At 46.0% G+C, this 20,498-nt stretch carries 13 protein-coding genes and 1 riboswitch; of the genes, 4 read left to right on the plus strand and 9 right to left on the minus strand.

Annotated features, from left to right (window positions below; translation table 11 throughout):
• Positions 1 to 49: 49 nt before the first annotated feature.
• The 6 genes from Q0V21_RS16970 to Q0V21_RS16990 form a co-directional block, all read right to left on the minus strand.
• Positions 50 to 1,675, minus strand: a complete 1,626-nt coding sequence (locus Q0V21_RS16970; protein ID WP_285079744.1) for an ABC-F family ATP-binding cassette domain-containing protein — start codon at positions 1,673 to 1,675, stop codon at positions 50 to 52.
• Between the two features lie 214 nt (positions 1,676 to 1,889).
• Positions 1,890 to 2,960 carry an MBL fold metallo-hydrolase gene (locus Q0V21_RS16975; protein ID WP_301879815.1) on the minus strand — a complete coding sequence of 357 codons (1,071 nt, stop codon included), beginning with the start codon at positions 2,958 to 2,960 and terminating at the stop codon, positions 1,890 to 1,892.
• A 72-nt stretch (positions 2,961 to 3,032) separates the two neighbouring features.
• The gene (gene cydS / locus Q0V21_RS33020; RefSeq protein ID WP_483312379.1) at positions 3,033 to 3,242 is read right to left on the minus strand and encodes a cytochrome bd oxidase small subunit CydS family protein; all 210 of its coding nucleotides are present in this window, start codon (positions 3,240 to 3,242) and stop codon (positions 3,033 to 3,035) included.
• Positions 3,239 to 4,273, minus strand: coding sequence for a cytochrome d ubiquinol oxidase subunit II (locus Q0V21_RS16980; RefSeq protein ID WP_024631373.1), 1,035 nt, complete (start codon positions 4,271 to 4,273; stop codon positions 3,239 to 3,241). Before Q0V21_RS16980 ends, cydS begins: the two co-directional genes overlap by 4 nt.
• Entirely contained in the window at positions 4,270 to 5,616 is a 1,347-nt protein-coding gene (locus tag Q0V21_RS16985; protein ID WP_024631374.1) for a cytochrome ubiquinol oxidase subunit I, read from the minus strand. Before Q0V21_RS16985 ends, Q0V21_RS16980 begins: the two co-directional genes overlap by 4 nt.
• 329 nt (positions 5,617 to 5,945) lie before the next feature.
• The gene (locus tag Q0V21_RS16990) at positions 5,946 to 8,756 is read right to left on the minus strand and encodes an ATP-binding protein (protein WP_301879817.1); all 2,811 of its coding nucleotides are present in this window, start codon (positions 8,754 to 8,756) and stop codon (positions 5,946 to 5,948) included.
• A gap of 380 nt (positions 8,757 to 9,136) precedes the next feature.
• On the opposite strand from Q0V21_RS16990, the gene Q0V21_RS16995 reads away from it, so the two are divergent.
• The gene (locus Q0V21_RS16995; protein WP_301879818.1) at positions 9,137 to 9,835 is read left to right on the plus strand and encodes a response regulator transcription factor; all 699 of its coding nucleotides are present in this window, start codon (positions 9,137 to 9,139) and stop codon (positions 9,833 to 9,835) included.
• Positions 9,836 to 9,875: 40 nt separating this feature from the next.
• Here the strand turns inward: Q0V21_RS16995 and Q0V21_RS17000 are convergent, their stop codons facing one another.
• Entirely contained in the window at positions 9,876 to 10,316 is a 441-nt protein-coding gene (locus Q0V21_RS17000) for a hypothetical protein (RefSeq protein ID WP_079350070.1), read from the minus strand.
• A 225-nt stretch (positions 10,317 to 10,541) separates the two neighbouring features.
• Between Q0V21_RS17000 and Q0V21_RS17005 the strand changes: the two genes are divergently transcribed.
• From Q0V21_RS17005 to Q0V21_RS17015, 3 genes are all read left to right on the plus strand, one after another.
• On the plus strand, positions 10,542 to 11,684 hold the full coding sequence (locus Q0V21_RS17005) for a virulence factor (RefSeq protein WP_079350071.1): 1,143 nt from the start codon (positions 10,542 to 10,544) through the stop codon (positions 11,682 to 11,684).
• A 142-nt stretch (positions 11,685 to 11,826) separates the two neighbouring features.
• A riboswitch (Lysine riboswitch) is annotated at positions 11,827 to 12,043 on the plus strand.
• A gap of 115 nt (positions 12,044 to 12,158) precedes the next feature.
• On the plus strand, positions 12,159 to 13,625 hold the full coding sequence (locus tag Q0V21_RS17010; protein ID WP_301879819.1) for an amino acid permease: 1,467 nt from the start codon (positions 12,159 to 12,161) through the stop codon (positions 13,623 to 13,625).
• Positions 13,626 to 13,802: 177 nt separating this feature from the next.
• Positions 13,803 to 14,447 (plus strand): class D sortase, encoded by a 645-nt coding sequence (locus Q0V21_RS17015; RefSeq protein WP_301879820.1) that lies wholly within the window; start codon positions 13,803 to 13,805, stop codon positions 14,445 to 14,447.
• A 130-nt stretch (positions 14,448 to 14,577) separates the two neighbouring features.
• On the opposite strand, the gene Q0V21_RS17020 is transcribed toward Q0V21_RS17015, so the two are convergent.
• Both Q0V21_RS17020 and Q0V21_RS17025 read right to left on the minus strand, forming a co-directional pair.
• Complete coding sequence (locus tag Q0V21_RS17020; RefSeq protein ID WP_301879821.1) at positions 14,578 to 19,032, minus strand: SpaA isopeptide-forming pilin-related protein; 4,455 nt, start codon at positions 19,030 to 19,032, stop codon at positions 14,578 to 14,580.
• A gap of 177 nt (positions 19,033 to 19,209) precedes the next feature.
• A complete protein-coding gene (locus tag Q0V21_RS17025) occupies positions 19,210 to 20,337 on the minus strand; it encodes a transglutaminase domain-containing protein (RefSeq protein WP_301879822.1) in 1,128 nt (375 codons plus the stop codon).
• Positions 20,338 to 20,498 lie beyond the last annotated feature (161 nt).

Here is a 20,498-nt window from a genome sequence, read left to right on the forward strand (position 1 = left end):
TTGCGGTTCTTTTAGTTCACCATACGCAATGTAGACAGATTAGCTTATCTTAAGCTTCTACTGGATACATTTTGTTACGCAATTCTTTAATTTCGTCACTTTCCAGATACTCATCATAGCTCATTTGACGGTCAATGACGCCATTTGGCGTGATTTCGATAATCCGGTTAGCAATGGTTTGAATGAACTGATGGTCATGCGATGTAAACAGCATGGTGCCGTCAAAATCAATCATACCGTTGTTCAGTGCGGTAATGGATTCGAGATCCAAGTGGTTCGTTGGCTCATCCAGAATCAGAGCATTGGCGCCCGTTTGCATCATTTTTGCCAGCATACAGCGGACTTTCTCGCCCCCGGAGAGTACACTTGCTTTCTTCAGGGATTCCTCGCCTGAGAACAGCATACGACCCAAGAATCCACGCAGGTACGTTTCATCCTGATCCTTGGAATATTGACGCAGCCAATCTACGAGACTCATATCTACTCCGTCAAAATACTTGGAGTTGTCTTTCGGGAAATAAGCCTGGGTTGTCGTAATCCCCCAAGTGTATTCGCCGCTATCCGCTTCTGTTTCACCCATAAGGATATCAAACAACAACGATTTGGCATTACCGTTCGGGCCAACAAAGGCGATTTTATCCCCTTTATTCACCACAAAGCTGAGATCATTCAGCATGTTCACACCATCAATCGTTTTGCTGATGCGGTCAACGGTCAACAATTGTTTACCCGCTTCACGCTCCGGCTTGAAGTTGATGAACGGGTATTTCCGGTTCGATGGACGAAGGTCATCCAACGTGATTTTGTCGAGCTGTTTCTTCCGTGAAGTCGCTTGCTTCGATTTGGAAGCATTCGCAGAGAAACGTTGAATAAAGGCTTGCAGCTCTTTAATCTTCTCTTCTTTTTTCTTGTTGGCATCACGCTGCAAAGCAAGAGCCAATTGACTGGATTCATACCAGAAATCGTAGTTACCTACGTACAGCTGAATTTTACCAAAGTCGATATCGGCGATGTGTGTACATACTTTATTCAGGAAGTGACGGTCATGGGATACCACAATAACAGTACCTTCATAATCCATGAGGAAGTTCTCCAGCCATTGAATGGATTCGAGATCCAAGTGGTTGGTAGGCTCATCGAGCAGCAGGTTGTTTGGACGACCAAACAATGCTTGTGCCAGCAGGACACGAACTTTTTCGTTACCGCTCAGATCAACCATTTTCTTCTCATGCATGTCACGTTCGATACCCAGACCGATCAGGAGTGCCGCTGCATCCGGCTCAGCATCCCAGCCGTTCAACTCAGCAAACTCACCTTCAAGCTCACCTGCGCGCAATCCATCTTCTTCTGTAAAGTCCGCTTTGGCATACAATGCGTCCTTCTCCTTCATGATGGAATAGAGACGGCTGTGGCCCATAATTACCGTTTCGAGAACCGGATACTCATCATATTCAAAGTGGTTTTGCTTCAAAACGGCCATGCGTTCGCCCGGGGTGATGTGCACCTCTCCCGAGTTCGATTCAATTTCACCGGACAAAATTTTCAAAAATGTTGATTTGCCGGCTCCGTTGGCGCCGATCAGACCGTAACAGTTGCCTGGCGTGAACTTGATATTCACATCTTCAAAAAGTGCACGTTTTCCGTAGCGGAGCGTGATGCCGCTTGTACTAATCATTAAGCATACCATCCTTTATTTAATATTCTGCATACTGCATGAATAGCAACTAATTCAATCATGGATTCAATATCCCGTAGCCTATTCTGGCACCATATTATAACACAAAAAAGCGGCAAATTCGAAAATTGGCCGCTTTTTAATCGCTAAAGATTTGGTAAATGTACCGTTCATGCGGGTATACCCTTACATTAGCATATCTAGCTCACTTTTGTTAGTCTTGTTTACTTTCTTCGTGCCGGATGCGGAGTGTCTCACCATGCCCCAGCACCCGAATTCGCTCTGGGTTGATTCCCAGTCGTTCTCGTTCCGCTTCCATTCGATCGAGTGCTTCCTTGGGTGTATCATCCGCCAGCTTAAACGTTCCATAATGCATGGGGACCATAAGCTGAGAACCTGTTTCTACAAAGCCCTGCAGCGCTTCTTCCGGCGTCACATGCTGGGATGTCATGAACCACTCGGGCTCATATGCGCCGATTGGCATCAGGGTGATACCGATGTCGAAGCGTTCACCAATGGTTTTGAATCCCTGAAAGTATCCTGTATCCCCCACAAAATAAATAACAGGCGGGCCGCCGGGAGGATTAGCAGCTGATGCTGATGCTTCTGATGGATCATCCGTTCCAACTGCTCGGGAATTTTCATGAGCACGGTCTTGGCTCGTCGCAGCAGTCTCTTCAGACGGGACAACTGCGGGATGATGCTGTTCCAATACATAACCGCCCCAATGGGACGTGTTGGTATCAAATAAGGTTCGGCGCGTCCAGTGCTGCGCAGGTACAAAGGTTATTTTGACCCCGCCAAGCGTAATATGTTCCCACCATTTCATCTCATGACACCGATGGAATCCTTTGCGCACCATTTTGCGCTTCAATCCATCAGGAACGATGAGCAGCGTCTTGGCCGTGACCAATTTCCGCAGCGATGCGAGATGCAAATGATCATAGTGGGAATGTGAGATCAAAATAATATCCAGTGGCGGAATATCGTGAATCGGAATGCCAGGAGCACCGAGTCTGCGCTGAAATCCCATTTTTTCGGCCCAGACCGGGTCTGTCACGATGTTTAGTCCATGATATTGAATAAAAAATGTGGAATGTCCAATCCAGGTAATCGTGGTTTCAGCCCGGTTGGCGTGCAGATAATCCAGTTCAGGCGGGTGCTTGGGCACGGTGTAGGAATAATCCTTAACTTTGTTGCGCCGTTGCTCCCTCCATTGCTTGAATTCCTTCAGCGTTTTGTCCGTACTTACATTATCAATGTTGTTATAACGGATTTTCGGCATGAAAGGGCCCTCCTCCCCTCCTCTGTATCTTAACAAAAGATTACCCCGAATTGGAAAGTACGTACCAACGAATCAATCCCTTGGATTTTTGCATTTCGCCAAATAGATAAACAAAAACGCAATTGCAGCCACAATGATCAGTGGTGGGGCGTACATAATCGTAAAGGTCTCAAAAAAACTCAACCCCGTTATACCGGGAATCCCCGTCACTCCCGCGTCAGAGCTGAGAAGCAACCTGGGAAGCATGATGAACAGCATGTTGGGAAGCATGAACGGACTCATCCTTTCTTTTTACCAGCATTACCGCGCACATAATTGGCATCAAACAGAAACAGCTTCATAATGAGCACGAGTGAAGGAATGAGCACCAGCAGTCCAAGGCTGAACGCCGTAATAAGCGCAATACCCATCGTCTTGTTCGTAAAGCTGTCGTAAATATTAATGTACGGATACAGAATGTATGGAAGATGCGAGCGCCCATAGCCGTACCAGGCAAAGGCAAACTGCAGCATGACAGCGATAAAGCACCAGCCCATATATTTACGTTTCCATACCAGCGAGACGGCGATCACAAAACAGATAAAAGATGCGATGAACATCCAAGAGATATTCAACATCTGCTCAAAGTGTGCTGGATTTTGTTTGTTGATCTGCAAAAATGCCAGAAAGCTGGCAAAGATCGTAGGCAGACTCCATAGGAGCGCATATTCCCGCAGGACTTCAAACGCAGTCTCATCCTCCGCCCGCTTGGCGTAGTAGGAAAGAAACATCGCAGAGATATACAGCACGCTTACCAAAGCAAGCAATACAACAGACCAGGTATACGGATTCGTCAGAAACTCACGCCAGCGAAAAAATACCTGATCACCCACCTGCTCAATAATTCCACCTTCGGAAATCGCCAAAATGGTGGAAAATACCGCCGGAATCAGCAATCCCGTTGCTCCGTACAATGCCATGTAGATCCGGCTGTTCTGCCCATGGTTCCCGTAGGTATTATAGGCGTAGTACACGCCCCGGATGGCAAGCAGCACAATGGCCAATGAACCTGGAACAAGCAGCGCTGTCCCGTAATAAAAGGCGCTATCCGGATAAAATCCGACCAGACCGACAACAAAAAAGATCAGAAACACATTCGTCACTTCCCACACCGGGGAGAGATAGCGCTGAATAATGTTATGAATTTTGTTCTCGTGTCCGCTTAATATGCTGTAAAAGCTGAAAAATCCGGCTCCAAAATCAATCGAAGCCACGATCAGATATCCAAACAGAAACGTCCACAAGATCGCGATGCCTGCAATTTCAAAACTCAATGCACGATCCCTCCTTCCAGGCCGAGAGACTCCAGTTCCTTCTCTGCTTCCTTGTTACGGAACAGCTTGCTGAGTACCCGGATCGCGGAGAAGCAAAGGATCAGGTACAGCAGAATAAACAGAATCAGCATCCACCCCACGGAGGTTGACGTTGTTGCGGCTTCCGACACCTTCATGTAACCGCGCAATATCCAGGGCTGCCTGCCGACCTCGGCAAACATCCAGCCCAGTTCAATGGCAATCATGGCCAGCGGCCCGAGCAGGACGATACCGAGCAGCAGCCATTTGGGATAAGGCTTGCGCCCCGGCAGCCAGCGACGGATTACATAGAGCACCGGGATCAGCAGAATAATCACGCCAGTCGTCACTTTCAGGTCAAACATATAGTGAATGGACAACGGCGGCCTGAGATCGGCCGGAAATTCTTCCAGCCCTTTCACTTCCGTGTCGGGTCTGTTTCCCGCCAATATGCTGAGTGCATAGGGAATCTCAATGGCGTATTTCACTTCATTGTTCTCGTCAAGAATGCCCCCGTAGACCAGCGGCGCCTTCGTCATTGTTTTGAAATGCCACTCCGCGGCGGCCAGCTTCTCCGGTTGGTATTTCGCCAGAAATTTACCGGAAGAATCTCCGATCATGACCGTGCTGACCGCAAATACGAGCGCACATACCGTTGTGAGTTTAAGTGCTTTTTTATAATAGACATGGTTCCGCCCCCGCAGCAGACTGAACGCGGCGATACCTGCGAGAACCCCTGCACTTAAGGTATACGAAGAGGCAAGCACATGAGATACCTTCGTTGGGGTAGCCGGATTCAGCATCGCGGCAATCGGATGGATATCCTTCATGATGCCATTAATCAGGGTAAACCCCTGAGGTTGGTTCATAAAAGAGTTTACCGTTGTGATGAATATCGCAGAGGCAGAGGAACCCAACGCCACCGGAATAAGCAGCAGCATATGCGTATATTTCTTTTTGAAACGGTCCCATGTGTAAAGGTAAATGCCCAGAAAGATCGCCTCCACAAAAAAGGCGAACGTCTCCATAAACAGTGGCAAGGCAATCGCCTGCCCCGCTACTCGCATAAACATCGGCCACAGCAGGCTGAGCTGCAAACCGATGGAGGTGCCTGTAACCACACCCACGGCAACGGTAATGACAAAACCACGCGCCCATCTGCGCGCCAGCAAGGTGTAATGGATATCATTGGTGCGCAATCCGCGCCATTCAGCCAAGGCAATCATGAGTGGAACACCTACACCGATGGAGGCAAAAATGATGTGCACAAACAGGGTAAGACCGGTAAGCATCCGGCTGAGTAGAACAGGGTCCAGGGATGACATGGGGTTACACTCCTCTTTCACATAATCATTATGTACGACTTCATACCGTCTAGATGACGATATAACTCAATAACTCATGATCCGGATAATACTTTTGACAACGGCATATAGCACAATCACGGCTGCGACCAAGCAGACGATAATAAGGGTTTTCTCTTGTTTACGGAACATAGACCTGCCGTCCTCCTTTTGCATGCAATGCAAATTATTGGCTCTATAGACAGTTTGCAAAAGAAGTTGTTTTTTTATCCGGGAAATTTTGAAAAACAAAAAAAGCCCTATCGATTTCAGGATGAAAGCATCCTTTCCGATAAAGACTTTCTCTTGCCTTACACGAGTTCGTCTTGCTTGGGCAATCGAACCTTGAACGTACTTCCTTTGAGCGGCGCGGATATAAAGGTTAGCGTACCCTGGTGATCCTCTACAATTTTGCGCGAAATGTAAAGCCCCAGTCCCGTCCCGCCAATCTGGCGATGATCCGAATTGTCCACACGATAAAACTTCGTAAACAGTAGGTCCTGCACGTTCTCTGGAATACCTATGCCATAATCACGTACATCGATGCATAACCATTCTTTTTCTTCCCACAGCGTAATATCAATTCGGTCTGCTCCAGGCGAGTACTTGACCGCGTTACCAATCAAATTATGGAGTACCTGAACCATACGGTTCTGGTCGGCATAAGCAAAAAAATCTCCATTAAATGCATGCACATAGATGCGCTGAATGGATTGCATATTCCATTGCTCAGCAACACCCTCAACCAGTTCAAGCAAAGGTACATAGGTCTTGTGGTAGGTCATGCCATCATTGTCCAAACGTTGAATATCAAGTACATCATCCAGCAGACTACTCAGCCGCGAACCTTCCGAGGATATGGTTTCCATGAACTCCTGACGCTGTGAAGCAGGAAGATCATACATCATCATTAGTTCCACATAGCCCATAATGGTCGCTACAGGGGTACGAAGCTCATGCGAGACCACACTGATCAGTTCGTTTTTCATCCGGTTCAGACGTTCTTCCTCCGTACGATCACGGAACACCAGCAGAAATCCATGGTTTTTACCGGGAACATCCACTTGCTTCATGTACAGGGAAAATACACTTTTTTCCACATCATTGAATATAAATTCAGTTTCAACAAAAGCCTGTTCCCCATCCAGAAATGCACGCGTCTGCTCCATCAAATTGAAATCGGGGGTTAACACCATGGTGTCAATCGCATTGGCTAGATCCTCAATGGACCTGCCTGAAAAATCTCCGAGGCCAAACATTTCTTCAATTCTTCTGTTCACTATCGTGATGGTGCCAGACCGATCAGACATGACCAGACCTTCCCGAACGGATTCTATGAAATGCTCGCTAATGTCCCGCTGCTCCTGAATGGCAACTTTTTCGTGAAACAGTTCAGCATTCAGCTTCTCCAAGGCCAGCGCATGACGTACACGTTCTTCCTCAGCTCTTGTCCGCTCGGTAATATCCTTGATAAACAAGTTATACAGCGTTTCGTTATTGCCCAACTGAATTTCTACAATTTTGTACTCAATCGGAAAAACTGAACCATCCCGGCGTATGCCTGAAATCTCTTCCACAATGACATGCCGTTTACCCAAAATAAACTCAAATCTTTCCAGCATTTTTTTGATTTCCATATAGCTCGCTCCCTGGAATAGGGATATGGCTTCCTTCTCGAATAACACTTCTTCCCGTTTCAGTCCAAACATTCTTTCGGCTTCGGGATTAAACTCGATAATCAGTCCGTTCGAATCCACAGCAATAATGGCATCGATGGATGAATCAATAATCGCTCGTTTGATCTCCTCACTGTTCTTCAGCTCTTTTGTTCGTTCTTTGACTCTATCTTCCAGGGTGTGCTTGTCCTGGCGAATCTGTTCGAATTGTTCAAGGAGCACATCGGCCATTTTGCGCAGATTGCCAATCAAAATCTGTACTTCTGTTACATGACTGGTCGGCCACTCCATTTTGCCATTACGAAATAACAGCCTTGGCAGAGACCCAGTCATGCGTGTAAGGCGCTTCAATGGACTTACCACTTTTCGACTGAGCGGAGCGGCTACAATCATGGAAACCACGAAAATGATAAACAACGATTGAAGTGTGGTCAGATAGATCGACTCGATCCGTGTATAATAATGGGCTGAACTGGTCTCAACGAATACTCGGTATGCTGTACTTGTAGTCATATCTGCTTCATACATAAACGAAGCCTCTTTCCAGTGAGTAAGCACATCACTGTAATAAGCATCACCGGAGCGAAATAAAATGCTGTTCTCCCCTGGATTCAGAAAACGATATTTATTGAAATCCAGATGTTCTCCTACCCGAAGTGTATCCAGCCCTGAAGCAATGACCCTATCATTGGAATCCAGAATAATGACGTTTACGTCCAGCAGATGATGATACCGCTCCATGGTCTGCTGCATGTTCTCATTGGTTAAATATTGTTCATTCAAATCCTTGATAACTGCATTGGCAGCATGTTTCAGATTCAGCATGATGGTATCATTTATTTGCCCCAATTGTCTGCGACTATCCGCGGACAACAGGATAAGGGAAACAACGACTACAAAGGCTACAACGTATTTAAAAGCAATTCTCGTGAGCGGAATGGTTCCTGTTCGTTTCGACTTCAGTTCACCATTTATAATCCAGAAGTCCACCACTATGCCTGCAATCAGCGCGTTAACCATGCTGATTACAGCAACATGCATATAGCCATACTTTAATTCGTCAAGACTGATGCCCATGATGAAATATCCGTAAAAAATCACTGGCAGTAACATCACAACCCAAAATACGGCGTTGGCTTTTATGATGCTTCCATTTTTCGAGCGTATCTGCCACACCAGCATCCAGATCAATTCGATGAAATGAGCTCCGATCATAAACAAGCTGTTAGGGACCAATTCTGTGCATAACACACCCAAAGAGCTGATCCCTATATAGGTAATGAATCCGTAAATAGCCCCATGTAAGCGCAGGGCAATAAAAGCTGCGGCTATGCCGAACATTAGCTGTACACCATAAAATAAAGTTAAGGGAAATATCGTTCCCAGCGTCCCAAGGCTAATAAGTATGGCAGTGCCCAGCCACGGAATACGGAGTTTGATTATCACCCAATCTAACACCTTGCTAGCCTTTATGTAGTCCATAGGTAGTTGCCCTCATGACTGATTTCTATGTTTGTATTCAACAACAACGTTGGTTCCTCCCGTAAAATAAAGCTCGTAAAATCGACTTTTTTCCCTTTCATCGGTCTGATACATTATACTGTAATTACCTCTCCATGTAGCTTTGGGAAATTTTTAATGATCGGCAAATAAGCTACATTCATGGTAAAATACTGAGGTTTGGCTCGAACTCTATAGAATTCTCTACATATGCATCCTATATTCTGGAATACAAACATTAAAAAATTTGCAGTATTCCCTCACAAAATTACGACAAATTTCTAGAAATTTCTTAACAAATTCATTTCATCAGGAGTGTGACCTCAATGGCTATTAAAGTACTTCTTATAGAAGATGAGAAAAATCTGGCCGACATGATTGCTTTCTTTCTTGAGGAGGAGGGTTACATAACTGAACGGGTTCATCATGCACGCGAAGCACTTCAACTTTTTCCACGATTCCAGCCTGATATTGTAGTAACTGACTTGATGCTGCCTGAAACGGATGGCAATGATCTGGTTGATGCGTTTCGTCAGCACTCCACTGTGCCCATACTCATGATCTCAGCTAGCACCATGCTGAATGATCGGCTCAGAGCATTGCATAATGGTGCGGATGATTTTCTATGTAAACCCTTTAGTCTGAAAGAGTTGGATGCCCGCATGAAGGCTTTACTCCGCAGGTCGGCAATTGCCTACCCGAACAAACCGGTAAAAGAGGACAAGCCTGCTGAAGTCGCTGGACATGTCAGTGTGAATGAGTACAGACGAACCTTGTTTGTGGATGGTCATGAAATCGAGGTTACGCATATCGAGTTTGAGATTATGAAGGAATTGTACCGGAATCCCGGCAAGGTATTTACCCGCAATGAACTTATGGATCGAATTAAGGGCTCAGAGCGGGCATATCTTGACCGTACAATCGATGTGCACATCTCCAGTCTGCGCAAAAAAATTGAGCCCGACCCCAAAAATCCACGGTATATCAAGACGGTTTGGGGAACGGGATATAAATACGTCATTTAGTACACGGCGAAATAACATAACGGCTCATGTCCTCTCTCTGTCATCGTCTCATCGACCGGGTTGAGGGCAGAGCTGTTTTTGATTTGCAGGCAACAGAATACAGCCACCGCTGGATTTCCATGATCAGTCCTTCGGGTTCTTTCTCTTGCCAGAGAATCAACTTCATCAGACCGGTGCCCGTGATAAGCTGCAAATGGCGCTTGCGAATCAGGGATTGGAAATCTGTTATCATCAGTAAAGGAATCTGAGGCACAAATGCCCGGATGGCATTCGCTGCTGAAACGGCTTGCCCGGCGTCCTGATAATCCACAATACAATAACGGGCTGTTCCCCATTTCGACCCGACCATGCTTTCCACATTTTTTTCTGTCTTAATTGCTGACTCCCTCTTCTCGTCTGTTATCCATTCATTCAACAATTCAATAATATGATCATAATCAATACCACGACTTCCGTCCGAAAGTACGGTAATGGGTTCCATAACGATTACCTCCAGTTCATTCTCTTGTCTTATTGTGCCAATCTTCATTTAAAAATGTTCGTGTTCGCACATAAAAGAAGTGTTAACTATCTTCGTACATCTTCACAAACGCTGTAAGGTTCATTACCCATTTCGCAGTTTGCAGTAATTCATGTAAAATAGGGATATGCCCGTGCCCATTGCGGGAACTTTAAGTATGAATCCGGTACAGGAGGTTATGAACCGATGAATATTGTTTCCATTGAACCAACACCCAGTCCCAATACAATGATGCTGCATCTGGATGAACGTCTGGAGGACGGGATTCGCAGAACATATACACTGGATAACGAACGGTCTGCTCCGGCGTTTATTCGCCAGATGCTACATATTCCCGGAGTAAAAAGTGTATTCCATACGACTGACTTCGTAGCGCTCGACCGCAAGGGAAATGCGGACTGGTCCGTCATTCTTGGCGAAGTTCAAAGTCGTCTGGGGCAGCAGGGAATTGATCTGGATTGGATTGAATCTGAAGATGCCTCTGGTGAGCACTTCGGTGAAGCACAGGTATTCGTTCAATTCTTCAGAGGCGTGCCGATGCAAATTCGGGTCAAAGCCGGCGCGAAGGAAGAACGAATCTCGCTCTCGGATCGGTTCGTCAAAGCGGTTACTGAAGTCGCCAGTGCAACGCTGATCAAGGAACGGAAACTGAGTGATTATGGCGTTCGCTACGGGGAATTGCCTGAAATTGCAAGAGAAGTGGAACAGGAGCTGGAAGCAGCATATCCGCCAGAACGTCTGGAACGAGTGATCCAACAAGCCATTGAACACGGCACCAATGCGGAAGAGTTCGTGGAACGTCGCCGCCAGCTGGATGGGGCCGAACTTGAAGAGGCTCTAAATAGTGAGGACTGGAATGTACGTTATGCTGCATTTGATGGTATGGAGCCTACAGCAGAACGTCTGCCACTTGTAGCCCATGCACTCCATGACAGTAAAATGCAGATACGCCGACTGGCTGTCGTATATCTCGGTGACATCCGTACACCGGAAGCGATGGAACTGCTGTACGAAGCTTTACAGGATAGTTCGCCTGCTGTACGCCGAACTGCCGGAGATACCCTCTCCGACATCGGTGATCCCGCAGCAACGGCAGCCATGACAGCTACGTTATCCGATAAAAGCAAGCTTGTACGCTGGCGTGCAGCCCGCTTCCTGTACGAAGTGGGGACCGAAGAAGCAGAGCAAGCACTGCGGAAGGCAGCAGATGACCCTGAGTTTGAAGTTAGCCTGCAAGCCAAAATGGCACTGGAACGGATCGAATCCGGGGAACAGGCAGCCGGAACGGTATGGCAGCAGATGGCCGGGCGTAACAAACCGTCAGAATAGTCCTTTGGATTCATATCCAACAATTGTTATTGCACTGGAATACCATGGGGGTTATACTAATTGTCTGTTTACCAAACAGAACATGGAGCGTTACGTTCTGTGATTTATAACTTCATAGACAATAGATACACCTCATCCATGATGATGAGGTAGAGGTCGCGGGTGCGATCAGTACGTTGAAGGAGGCGCTAAGGAGCCGCTTATGAATTCAGCCGAAAGGTGCACCCGCCGAAGCCCGCAGGACGTTCCTTACGTTGTCCAGCGCGGCTGGGGCTGTTGCCGAAAGGTGCAGAACTGTCACAGATGAAGGATACCTTTCTCGGAGGGTATGATTTCTTCTGTGTTGAGCTATCTTAAACATTCGGGACGAGGTGCGGACAATTGATATAAAGACCGCAGGCTAATGCCTGCGGTCTTTTGTGTTATTTGCCATTGTTCTGAACCCATTAGTACGCTGAAAGAAGGAGTGTTTCCATGCAAGATCGCAACAACCAAACCACAACAGGGCCCACCCTGAAAAAAGGACTACGCGCACGGCATATGACCATGATTGCACTCGGTGGCTCCATTGGTACAGGGCTGTTCCTCGCAAGTGGAACCGCCATTTCCAATGCAGGTCCCGGCGGTGCACTGATTGCTTACGCTGCCGTCGGCATTATGGTTTTCTTTCTAATGACCAGTCTAGGAGAACTGGCTACCTTCATGCCTGACTCCGGTTCATTCAATACGTATGCGGCCCGCTTTGTCGATCCGGCCCTTGGGTTCGCCATGGGCTGGAACTTCTGGTACAACTGGGCAGTCACCATTGCGGCAGAGCTCGCTGCGGCAACCGTACTCATCAAATACTGGTTCCCTGACAGTTCATCCATGCTGTGGAGTCTGTTGTTTCTCGTATTAATCTTTGCCCTGAATGTGTTGTCCGTCAAAGGATATGGAGAGTCGGAATACTGGTTCGCCATTATCAAAGTCGCTACAGTCATCATCTTCCTTACCGTTGGTGTGCTCATGATCTTCGGCATTATTGGCGGAGAAGCGGTTGGATTCAGCAATTTCACAGTAGGTGACGCACCATTCCATGGCGGATTCTTCGCGGTTCTCGGTGTATTTATGGCCGCCGGGTTCTCTTTCCAGGGAACGGAGCTCATTGGCGTCGCAGCCGGTGAAAGCGAAAATCCGCGTAAAAATGTCCCTCGTGCTATTCGGCAAGTGTTCTGGCGCATTTTGATCTTCTACATTCTGGCGATTACTGTCATCAGTCTGATCATTCCTTACACACATCCGGATCTGCTCAAAGGTGATCTGAACAATATCGGAGTCAGTCCGTTTACCCTTGTCTTTGAAAAGGCAGGTCTGGCCATTGCTGCTTCTGTCATGAATGCCGTTATTCTGACCTCTGTACTGTCAGCCGGGAATTCGGGCATGTATGCTTCAAGTCGTGTCCTGTATGCTCTTGCTCGAGATGGCAAAGCACCTCGCTTTCTCGGTCGGCTGAACAAAAAGGGCATTCCAATGAATGCCCTGCTCTTGACTACAGCGGTGGGTATGCTTGCTTTTCTAGCCTCCCTTTTCGGTGATGGCATTGTATACACCTGGCTGCTTAATGCATCCGGTATGTGTGGCTTTATCACCTGGCTTGGCATTGCCATCAGCCATTATCGCTTCCGCCGTGCTTATGTAGCTCAGGGACGGGATTTGAACGATTTGCCCTACCGTGCACGCTGGTTCCCATTTGGGCCGATCTTTGCTTTTGTATTATGTATCATCGTCATTGTTGGACAGAACTATCAGGCGTTCACGGGCGATCAGATCGATTGGAGCGGAGCCCTCGTCGCTTACTTGAGCGTTCCATTGTTCTTGGTATTATGGCTGGGTTATAAATTTGTTAAGAAAACAAAAGTCGTACCGCTACAGGAATGTGATTTTACTCCATCTTCAGAATGATTATATCCAAGCAATGATATTGATCAGCATTGGGTTACTCCAATTAAATAAACAGGCAGCCTTCCTTCTTTCTATGTAAGAAAAGGCTGCCTGTTTGATTTGTCCAGGTTTTGTATATGTCCCTATGTTTACAATAGAACAGTTAATCTATTTTTGGACAAAAGGGGTACACGTACAATGAAATTCTTTTTTTCCATGCTTGTTGTTCTGGGGATCTTACTTCTTTTCTTGCCTCTTCTGCAGGAAAAGTATTTTGACTGGCAGCAAGCGGAAGTTATGGATGAGCTGAAACAGCTACAACTCGACCTAACTAAAATCAATGAATCTTTTGAACAAGCCAGACAGGATCCTGCCTCAATCGATGATGATACCGAAGACAAAGAACAGGAAGGTTATCCTCATGCACTGGGGGTTATTACAATTGATGAAATTGATGTGCAGCTGCCCATTCTGGAGGATGCAACCGAAAACAATATGAAGGTTGCAGCAACGCATCTTGTGGAGACGGCCCGCATCGGGACTGAAGGAAATGCAGCGATAGCCGCCCATCGTGCTCACAAAAAAGGACGCCTGTTCAACCGAATGGGAGAATTGGAGATTGGTGACTGGATTAAAGTCACTCTGGCAGATCAGACCCATATCCAATACAAAGTGGATCAGATATCCGTTGTGGAGCCTACGGACTTGTCCGTACTTGAGGACCCGCATCTGGGACAGGTGCTGACCTTGATTACCTGTGATCCATTAGTAAATCCAACACATCGGCTGATTATAAGAGCGGTCCAAGTGACTTCAGAGGTTGCTCAGCGTGACCTGTCTTAAACATGAACATGCTGTAAAAAAACCAAAAACACCCCTGGCAAGCGCGCGGTGATTCTGAATCTCCGAAACGCTTGTGCTGGGGGTGTTTTGTTGTAGGTGTTAAGAAATATCCGAGGTTACATGTTCCCGTCTACGGATTCATCTGTTGTCTTCGACGGAGATACAAGTATCCCATACTGCCGAGAATAATCATAAGAGTCCCTACAAGAGTGTATCCCCATGTGCTCTCTTCTCCTGTTTTAGGCAACATGCCTAGGAAAGAACCGTCCTTCCCTTCCTCTGCTCCTGCAACATTCGTATCTGCAGGGGAGGATGTATGATCCGCTCCTGGGCTGGTAGCATCGCCAGCATTGCCAACAGCTGAAGGATCCTCTTCGTCAACAACAGTCGAATCTCCTGGTTTGGAAGGGGACTCTCCCCTATCCGGATCCGTCCCCTGGTCGGTTCCATCCTCTGGTTCTGAAGTTTCAGGCGTTACCACCGTGCCTGGAACCGTTGTGTCCGGAGTTGATGGATCTGGCGTTGACGTCCCAGGATTCGGTGTCCCTGTACTTGGCGTTCCCGGATTATAAGGCTCATTTGGCCCGCCCGGTACGGGAATGGCGATATTCGTCTTTTCCACCACTACAGTTTCCGTCTGTTTATTTGTAATCTCAAATTCAACTGGCGTTTGGTCCAATCTATACCCTGTTGGTGCTTTTATTTCAACCAGCTGATACTTATTGGGTTCCAAGTCTCTCAGAACAATCTCACCATTGGAATTGGTAGTCAGTTTGGCTTCATCAATGCCTGTAACCACTTTGAATTCCCAAACACCGTTGGCATCCATCAGAGCACTTTGAGCACGCAATTCAAAAACGGCTCCTTGCAGATGTTGCGATTTGCCTGAATTAAATTTAATCAATTGAACAGAACGGTCATTTTCTTTATTTTCAATCGTTAATAAAGTTACTGGTTTGGTAATCGGTACAGCCGTTTCAGGTTGTTCAATAACGAAACCTTCTGCCTTGGTCTCTACCAATGTATAGGGGCCATACGGCAAGCTGTCAAACTCAATCACTCCGTTAAGATCCGTCACTTTTTTGGCAATCACATCCGCGTTACTGTCAAGCAGTTCAAATTCAATTCCGCTTAATACGGACTGATCCTTGGCATTCACTTTTGTAACGACCAGCTTGCCACCCGAGCCCTGCACATTCGTATGAGATAGGGTGAGTATCCGGGTTTGATTCGCTGCAATTGTAAACGGAACTGGTGTTGCATCCAATTGATAGTACGCAGGCGCTTCCCTTTCTATCAATTCATAGTCCCCTGGTTCGAGATTTCCTTTGGCGATCCTTCCATCATCACCTGTCGTTAACTCCGCAATTTTATCTCGGGACAGACCATTCTTCAAATACAATTCAAATGTTGCACCTTTCAAAGTCTTCGATGAATCCTCAGAATCCACTTTCGTTAATTCGAAGCCCTGTCGAATTTTTTCATTTTTAATTTCAAAGGGTTGATCCGGGTCTTTGAAATCAATGGTTTTCCCTGTGAAAGCTCCATACTCCGGATCAATCAAATAGCCATTCGGTGCAGATACTTCCTTTAACTTGTATGGCAGACCATTGGTTTGATCGTTAAATCTGTATTTTCTGGAGGTCTGGACCTCTCCATTGACATCTGTTGGTTTCAACGTTTCCAGAAGCGTCGTTCCGGACGCATTATAGATGGCGAATATCGCTCCCTCAAGCGGAAGACCTGTATCATCTACTTTATAGATCTTCATTTTACCGACACCTGTAGATGCTCCACCACCAGCTCCGGCCATGGAAACTCGAATGCCTGTCTGATGATCTGATCCCGTTACCGAGGAGGACTGACCTGCGAATTCAACTTTATTTCCTATTCTTTCCCCGCTATCGGCATTAATAAAGGATTGATACTCCAATATAAAAGCAGTCTTCATCTCATTCTTAAAGGTAAATGTAAATGTATTGCCTTCCACAATCAGTTCATACTCATCAACATCAACCAAACCAGCTTTGGTGGACACATTCCCTGAGTTGTTCGCAGGCAGATCGGTCGCATATAACTTTAACGTATCTGCAAGTAGAATCTGATTATCTGATAACGTATCCGTTAATACGGAACCTGCGGCTATATAAGATTGGCTTGGGTTGATATTTACAGTCCAGGCAGCCTTATCACTTGAACCTAATTGCTGTCCTGTTTTGTGTACGTAGACGCCACCGTGTTCAGGTATGGCCGACACTGACTTCTCAAATCGTACCTCTCCCCCCTCACCATCCGTCAAGACAGCATGATTGGAATAGGTACCCTCTACTGCAAAATTCCCATCCAAACTGGTTTTATACACAACCCGATAGGCTGACTTTCCAATATTTCCGAGGTTTAATGCAAAACCTTTACCGTCCAAGTTCAATTTGAATTGCCCAGGTAACAGTGCAACTTCGTCACCAATGGCAATGACGTTATTCGCTCCCGCTAGTGTGAGCTTATTTACTTTCAAAGAGCCCTCTACATAAGATTGATTACCTGTGTACGCATCCTTAAGAATAGCGTTCTGGATATCATATAAATTATAATTCACATCAATCGTCCAGGTAATCGTTTTGTCCTTCGCGCTGTACTCGCCCTTCTTGTTGCCGTTCTGTATCGTGTAATCTTGGGGTTTGACTACAGCCGATTTGGTAATCGAAGCTTGTGGTACATTCGACTCCTTCCAATTCAAAGTAGCCTGGTTACGATATTCATTGTTAGTTGGCATACCTGCCGTTGGATCAAAGCTGGTCTTATAAGTGATCACATGCTCTTTATTAATCATACCGTCAGCCTTCAATTGAATAGAGAACCCTTTTTCAAAATGTATATCATCTGGATCAGCTACTGGCTCAAGTTCAAACCGATCCTTTTGATCCCCACTAATTTGAAGACTGCCCGGAATGAGCTTCATATGTCTTCCTGCGTAATTGTCCGTAATGACGATATCCGTCATCTCCTTCAGATCACGGTTCAGAACAATCTTCCACTCGATCTCCTTGGTATTAAAATTTTCACTTTGAACACTTTTCGCAAAAATGATTTCCTGAATGTCCTTTTTGCCTTCTTTTTCTGTACCGTCATACATATTGACCGTATTCGTTACCGTAGCATCTGTATAGACGCGATTTATCGTTTTGGTTTGATATTCAATTTCATAAGCCTTGGTGATGTCATTTTTAAATTGTAATTTAAAGCCATCATCAAAGCCTGTCCCCACTCCTGTGAGTGTATATTCATTGGAATTCACTAAAGTAGTACCCGCTGGCTTGCCATCACCGTCGATGTCTACTTGATGTACTTTTACCGAACCATCAACCAACTCATGTTTCGTTGTGTCATAACGATCTTCAATCCATGCGTTCGCCTGAATAATCCCTTGTTGATTGTAATTGTATTGCACTTTCCATGTGATCGTCTGGGTCACTGGATTGTATGCACTTTCTTGTCCGGATTTTTTCAAAGGCTCATTAAAACTCACCCTCACGCTACCAATGTCAGTTTCATCATGTTCGCTCTGATCACCTGTAAGAACCACCTTATTTTCATACAAAACGTTCGTAAAAGGTGCAGTTGTTGGTGCTTTGATACTCGTTGTATACTTCACGCGGTATGCCTTATCAATATTCCCCAAAGCGATCGGAAACTGAGTTTCTGTTCTAACTGTACTTCCTTCTTTGACAGATCCGTCTAGTTGAATATGCAATTCGCGAATCTCTATATTCCCCTTAAGTGGACCTGCCGCGAGCGTGTCATTCAGAACGGTATTGTTAATGCCCTTCTCTCCCTGGTTGAAATCGACAGTCCATTCAATCTCATCCGAGTTGAAATTATTCTTATTTGCGATCCCCGATTTCGTGAGTTTATCTATGGCTGTATTCAGAAAATGCACATTAATGATGCCTTGTCCAACGGAACTAAAGTCTATTGGCTGTTTCAAGCCGCCATCCATCTTGCTTTCATCGAATTTGATCCAAACGTAGAAATTCCCCTCCAGCTTCTCACCTACGATACGGTCATTAAACGTAAACGTGATCTCTCCATCCGGATTGACGACATATTCCCCAACTCCACCATCCAAATTCCCTTTTAGTTGCGATCCAATTTTGAATTTGTCTGGTAAACGAAAAGTAAAAGTGGAACCATCACTATAAGTATGGGTATCGTTTGGAAGCCCCCATGTGAAGACCACAGCCACCTCATCCTTAACGCTAGGTCGTATATCTTCGATACGCTCCCCTTTTATATTCATATTTCCATTTCCATCGTACTCCGGTATTTGATTATACATTTGAACACTTGTAATTAAATTTTCCTTTATGACTTCCGCAGATTCATTAGACTCGGGAGAATCCATTGATACTCCATTATCACCGTTCCCCGCGACAGGCTCAACAGAACCTTCTTCTGATGCTGTATCCATAGTTACAATTGCTGTCATATCATCCTGAGCATGCATGGTTGGTGTAAACATCCATCCTTGCATCATTTGTGTGATCAGCAACAAAGCTATGATCACCATGCTCACTTTTTTGTTCATTTTTTGCAAATCCTCCTCTTGCGTAATGTTGGCATACACCAACAAAAAGAATAGCAAAGAGACATATACAAAAAATAGACAACGCCCTAATCGACGTTCTTCTAACACAAAAAAGAACGCTTCTCAACGAAGCGCCCCTGTCTTAAAACACATTTAAATTCATCATTCCAGCTGCTGTCACATGGTCCAGGTAATCTTCACACGCAGATCGACGGTATCCTGCATGTTGGACACGTAATACGATATCGACTTCATGCCAAACTGATACAAATCCTGCAAATCCTCTACTAGTCCTGTTTCAGTACCCTTGTATCTGAAAGTCAGCGAGGTTCCGCCATCCTTAAGCACACTCTGAACTTTTGTTTTCAGCGCGGAATGACCACTAATCGCATCGCTTTCGTCGTATAGCGAATATTCCAGCGCATGATACAGCTTCTGATACGCGGTTGCTTTGCTGCCTCCTGCCTTCATCAACGTTTGCAAAGCTTCACGATAGGGGGCAGATGCAGCAGGATACTTGCCTTTAGCTGTCCAGACATGGTCACGTGCCATCTCATTATCACTGAGCAAATAATAACTGTGACTTACCTTCCCTTTGCGATCAGGAGTAGGATCATCCCATGTCGTGTCCATATGGTACCACTTGCCGTCCAGCTTGACGAGATTCCAGGCATGTAATTGATCACCAGCCGTTCCTTCCACAATCCGGTTATCTATACCCACCTGCTCCAGCATGCGATAAGCCAGCAAAGAATATCCTTGGCATACGGTGCTGCCGGTAACAAGTCCGTCGTATGCAGTATATTTCTGCAAGGATGTATCGTAGGAAAGGTTAAGCACAATCCAGTCATGAATGGCTTTGACCTTCTCATGATTCGTCATACCCGGCACAATAATTTCTTTCAGCACATTGGTCACCTTGCGGTTCACATAATCGGTCTGTTCTTTGGTTTCCCGATATGCCAGCTTCACATGTACCTCTGCGGATACATTGGAGCCTTTATAGTTAAATGCGTAACTTTTAACGGTATATTGAATATAGGGATCACTGGTCATTGCTTCGTCAATGGAGCTCTGCAACTGTTTCTTGAGGCCTTTCACATTGCCTTTGTATGTAAAAACAAGTTCCTCCGTTCGCTGGGACATCGCGGTAAGCAACGTCTCACGCAGATCCGTATTCGTGGATATGTCCGATGTTCCCGACGCCGCGTATAGCTGATCCAGATCGACTGCATGTGGCAGCGCCACAGCGACGAGACAGCCAGCCAATAGCAGGGTTATCACTCGTTTTCCGTGCTTGCCCATGAAAGGATACCACCTCTCTTTGCAAAGTTCTCATGCCTCATTGTATCACAAAAGGGATTGACGGCAGGCTTCTAGTTTTGTCGAAAAGCATCAAAAGAGACCCTCCGCAGAAGGTCCCTCTGTCTTCAGCAAAATAAACCTAACCTACCCGTTAATCTCAT

The organism is Paenibacillus sp. 11B (assembly GCF_030487755.1).
In the GTDB taxonomy this organism is placed as follows: domain Bacteria; phylum Bacillota; class Bacilli; order Paenibacillales; family Paenibacillaceae; genus Paenibacillus; species Paenibacillus vandeheii.

Bases quoted from the DNA above. Each gene is read 5' to 3' on its own strand.
- Q0V21_RS16970 (WP_285079744.1), bottom strand. From the start codon at position 1,675: ATGATTAGTACAAGCGGCATCACGCTCCGCTACGGAAAACGTGCACTT.
- Q0V21_RS16975 (WP_301879815.1), bottom strand. From the start codon at position 2,960: ATGCCGAAAATCCGTTATAACAACATTGATAATGTAAGTACGGACAAA.
- cydS (WP_483312379.1), bottom strand. From the start codon at position 3,242: ATGAGTCCGTTCATGCTTCCCAACATGCTGTTCATCATGCTTCCCAGG.
- Q0V21_RS16985 (WP_024631374.1), bottom strand. From the start codon at position 5,616: ATGTCATCCCTGGACCCTGTTCTACTCAGCCGGATGCTTACCGGTCTT.
- Q0V21_RS16995 (WP_301879818.1), top strand. From the start codon at position 9,137: ATGGCTATTAAAGTACTTCTTATAGAAGATGAGAAAAATCTGGCCGAC.
- Q0V21_RS17000 (WP_079350070.1), bottom strand. From the start codon at position 10,316: ATGGAACCCATTACCGTACTTTCGGACGGAAGTCGTGGTATTGATTAT.
- Q0V21_RS17005 (WP_079350071.1), top strand. From the start codon at position 10,542: ATGAATATTGTTTCCATTGAACCAACACCCAGTCCCAATACAATGATG.
- Q0V21_RS17010 (WP_301879819.1), top strand. From the start codon at position 12,159: ATGCAAGATCGCAACAACCAAACCACAACAGGGCCCACCCTGAAAAAA.
- Q0V21_RS17015 (WP_301879820.1), top strand. From the start codon at position 13,803: ATGAAATTCTTTTTTTCCATGCTTGTTGTTCTGGGGATCTTACTTCTT.
- Q0V21_RS17020 (WP_301879821.1), bottom strand. From the start codon at position 19,032: ATGAACAAAAAAGTGAGCATGGTGATCATAGCTTTGTTGCTGATCACA.
- Q0V21_RS17025 (WP_301879822.1), bottom strand. From the start codon at position 20,337: ATGGGCAAGCACGGAAAACGAGTGATAACCCTGCTATTGGCTGGCTGT.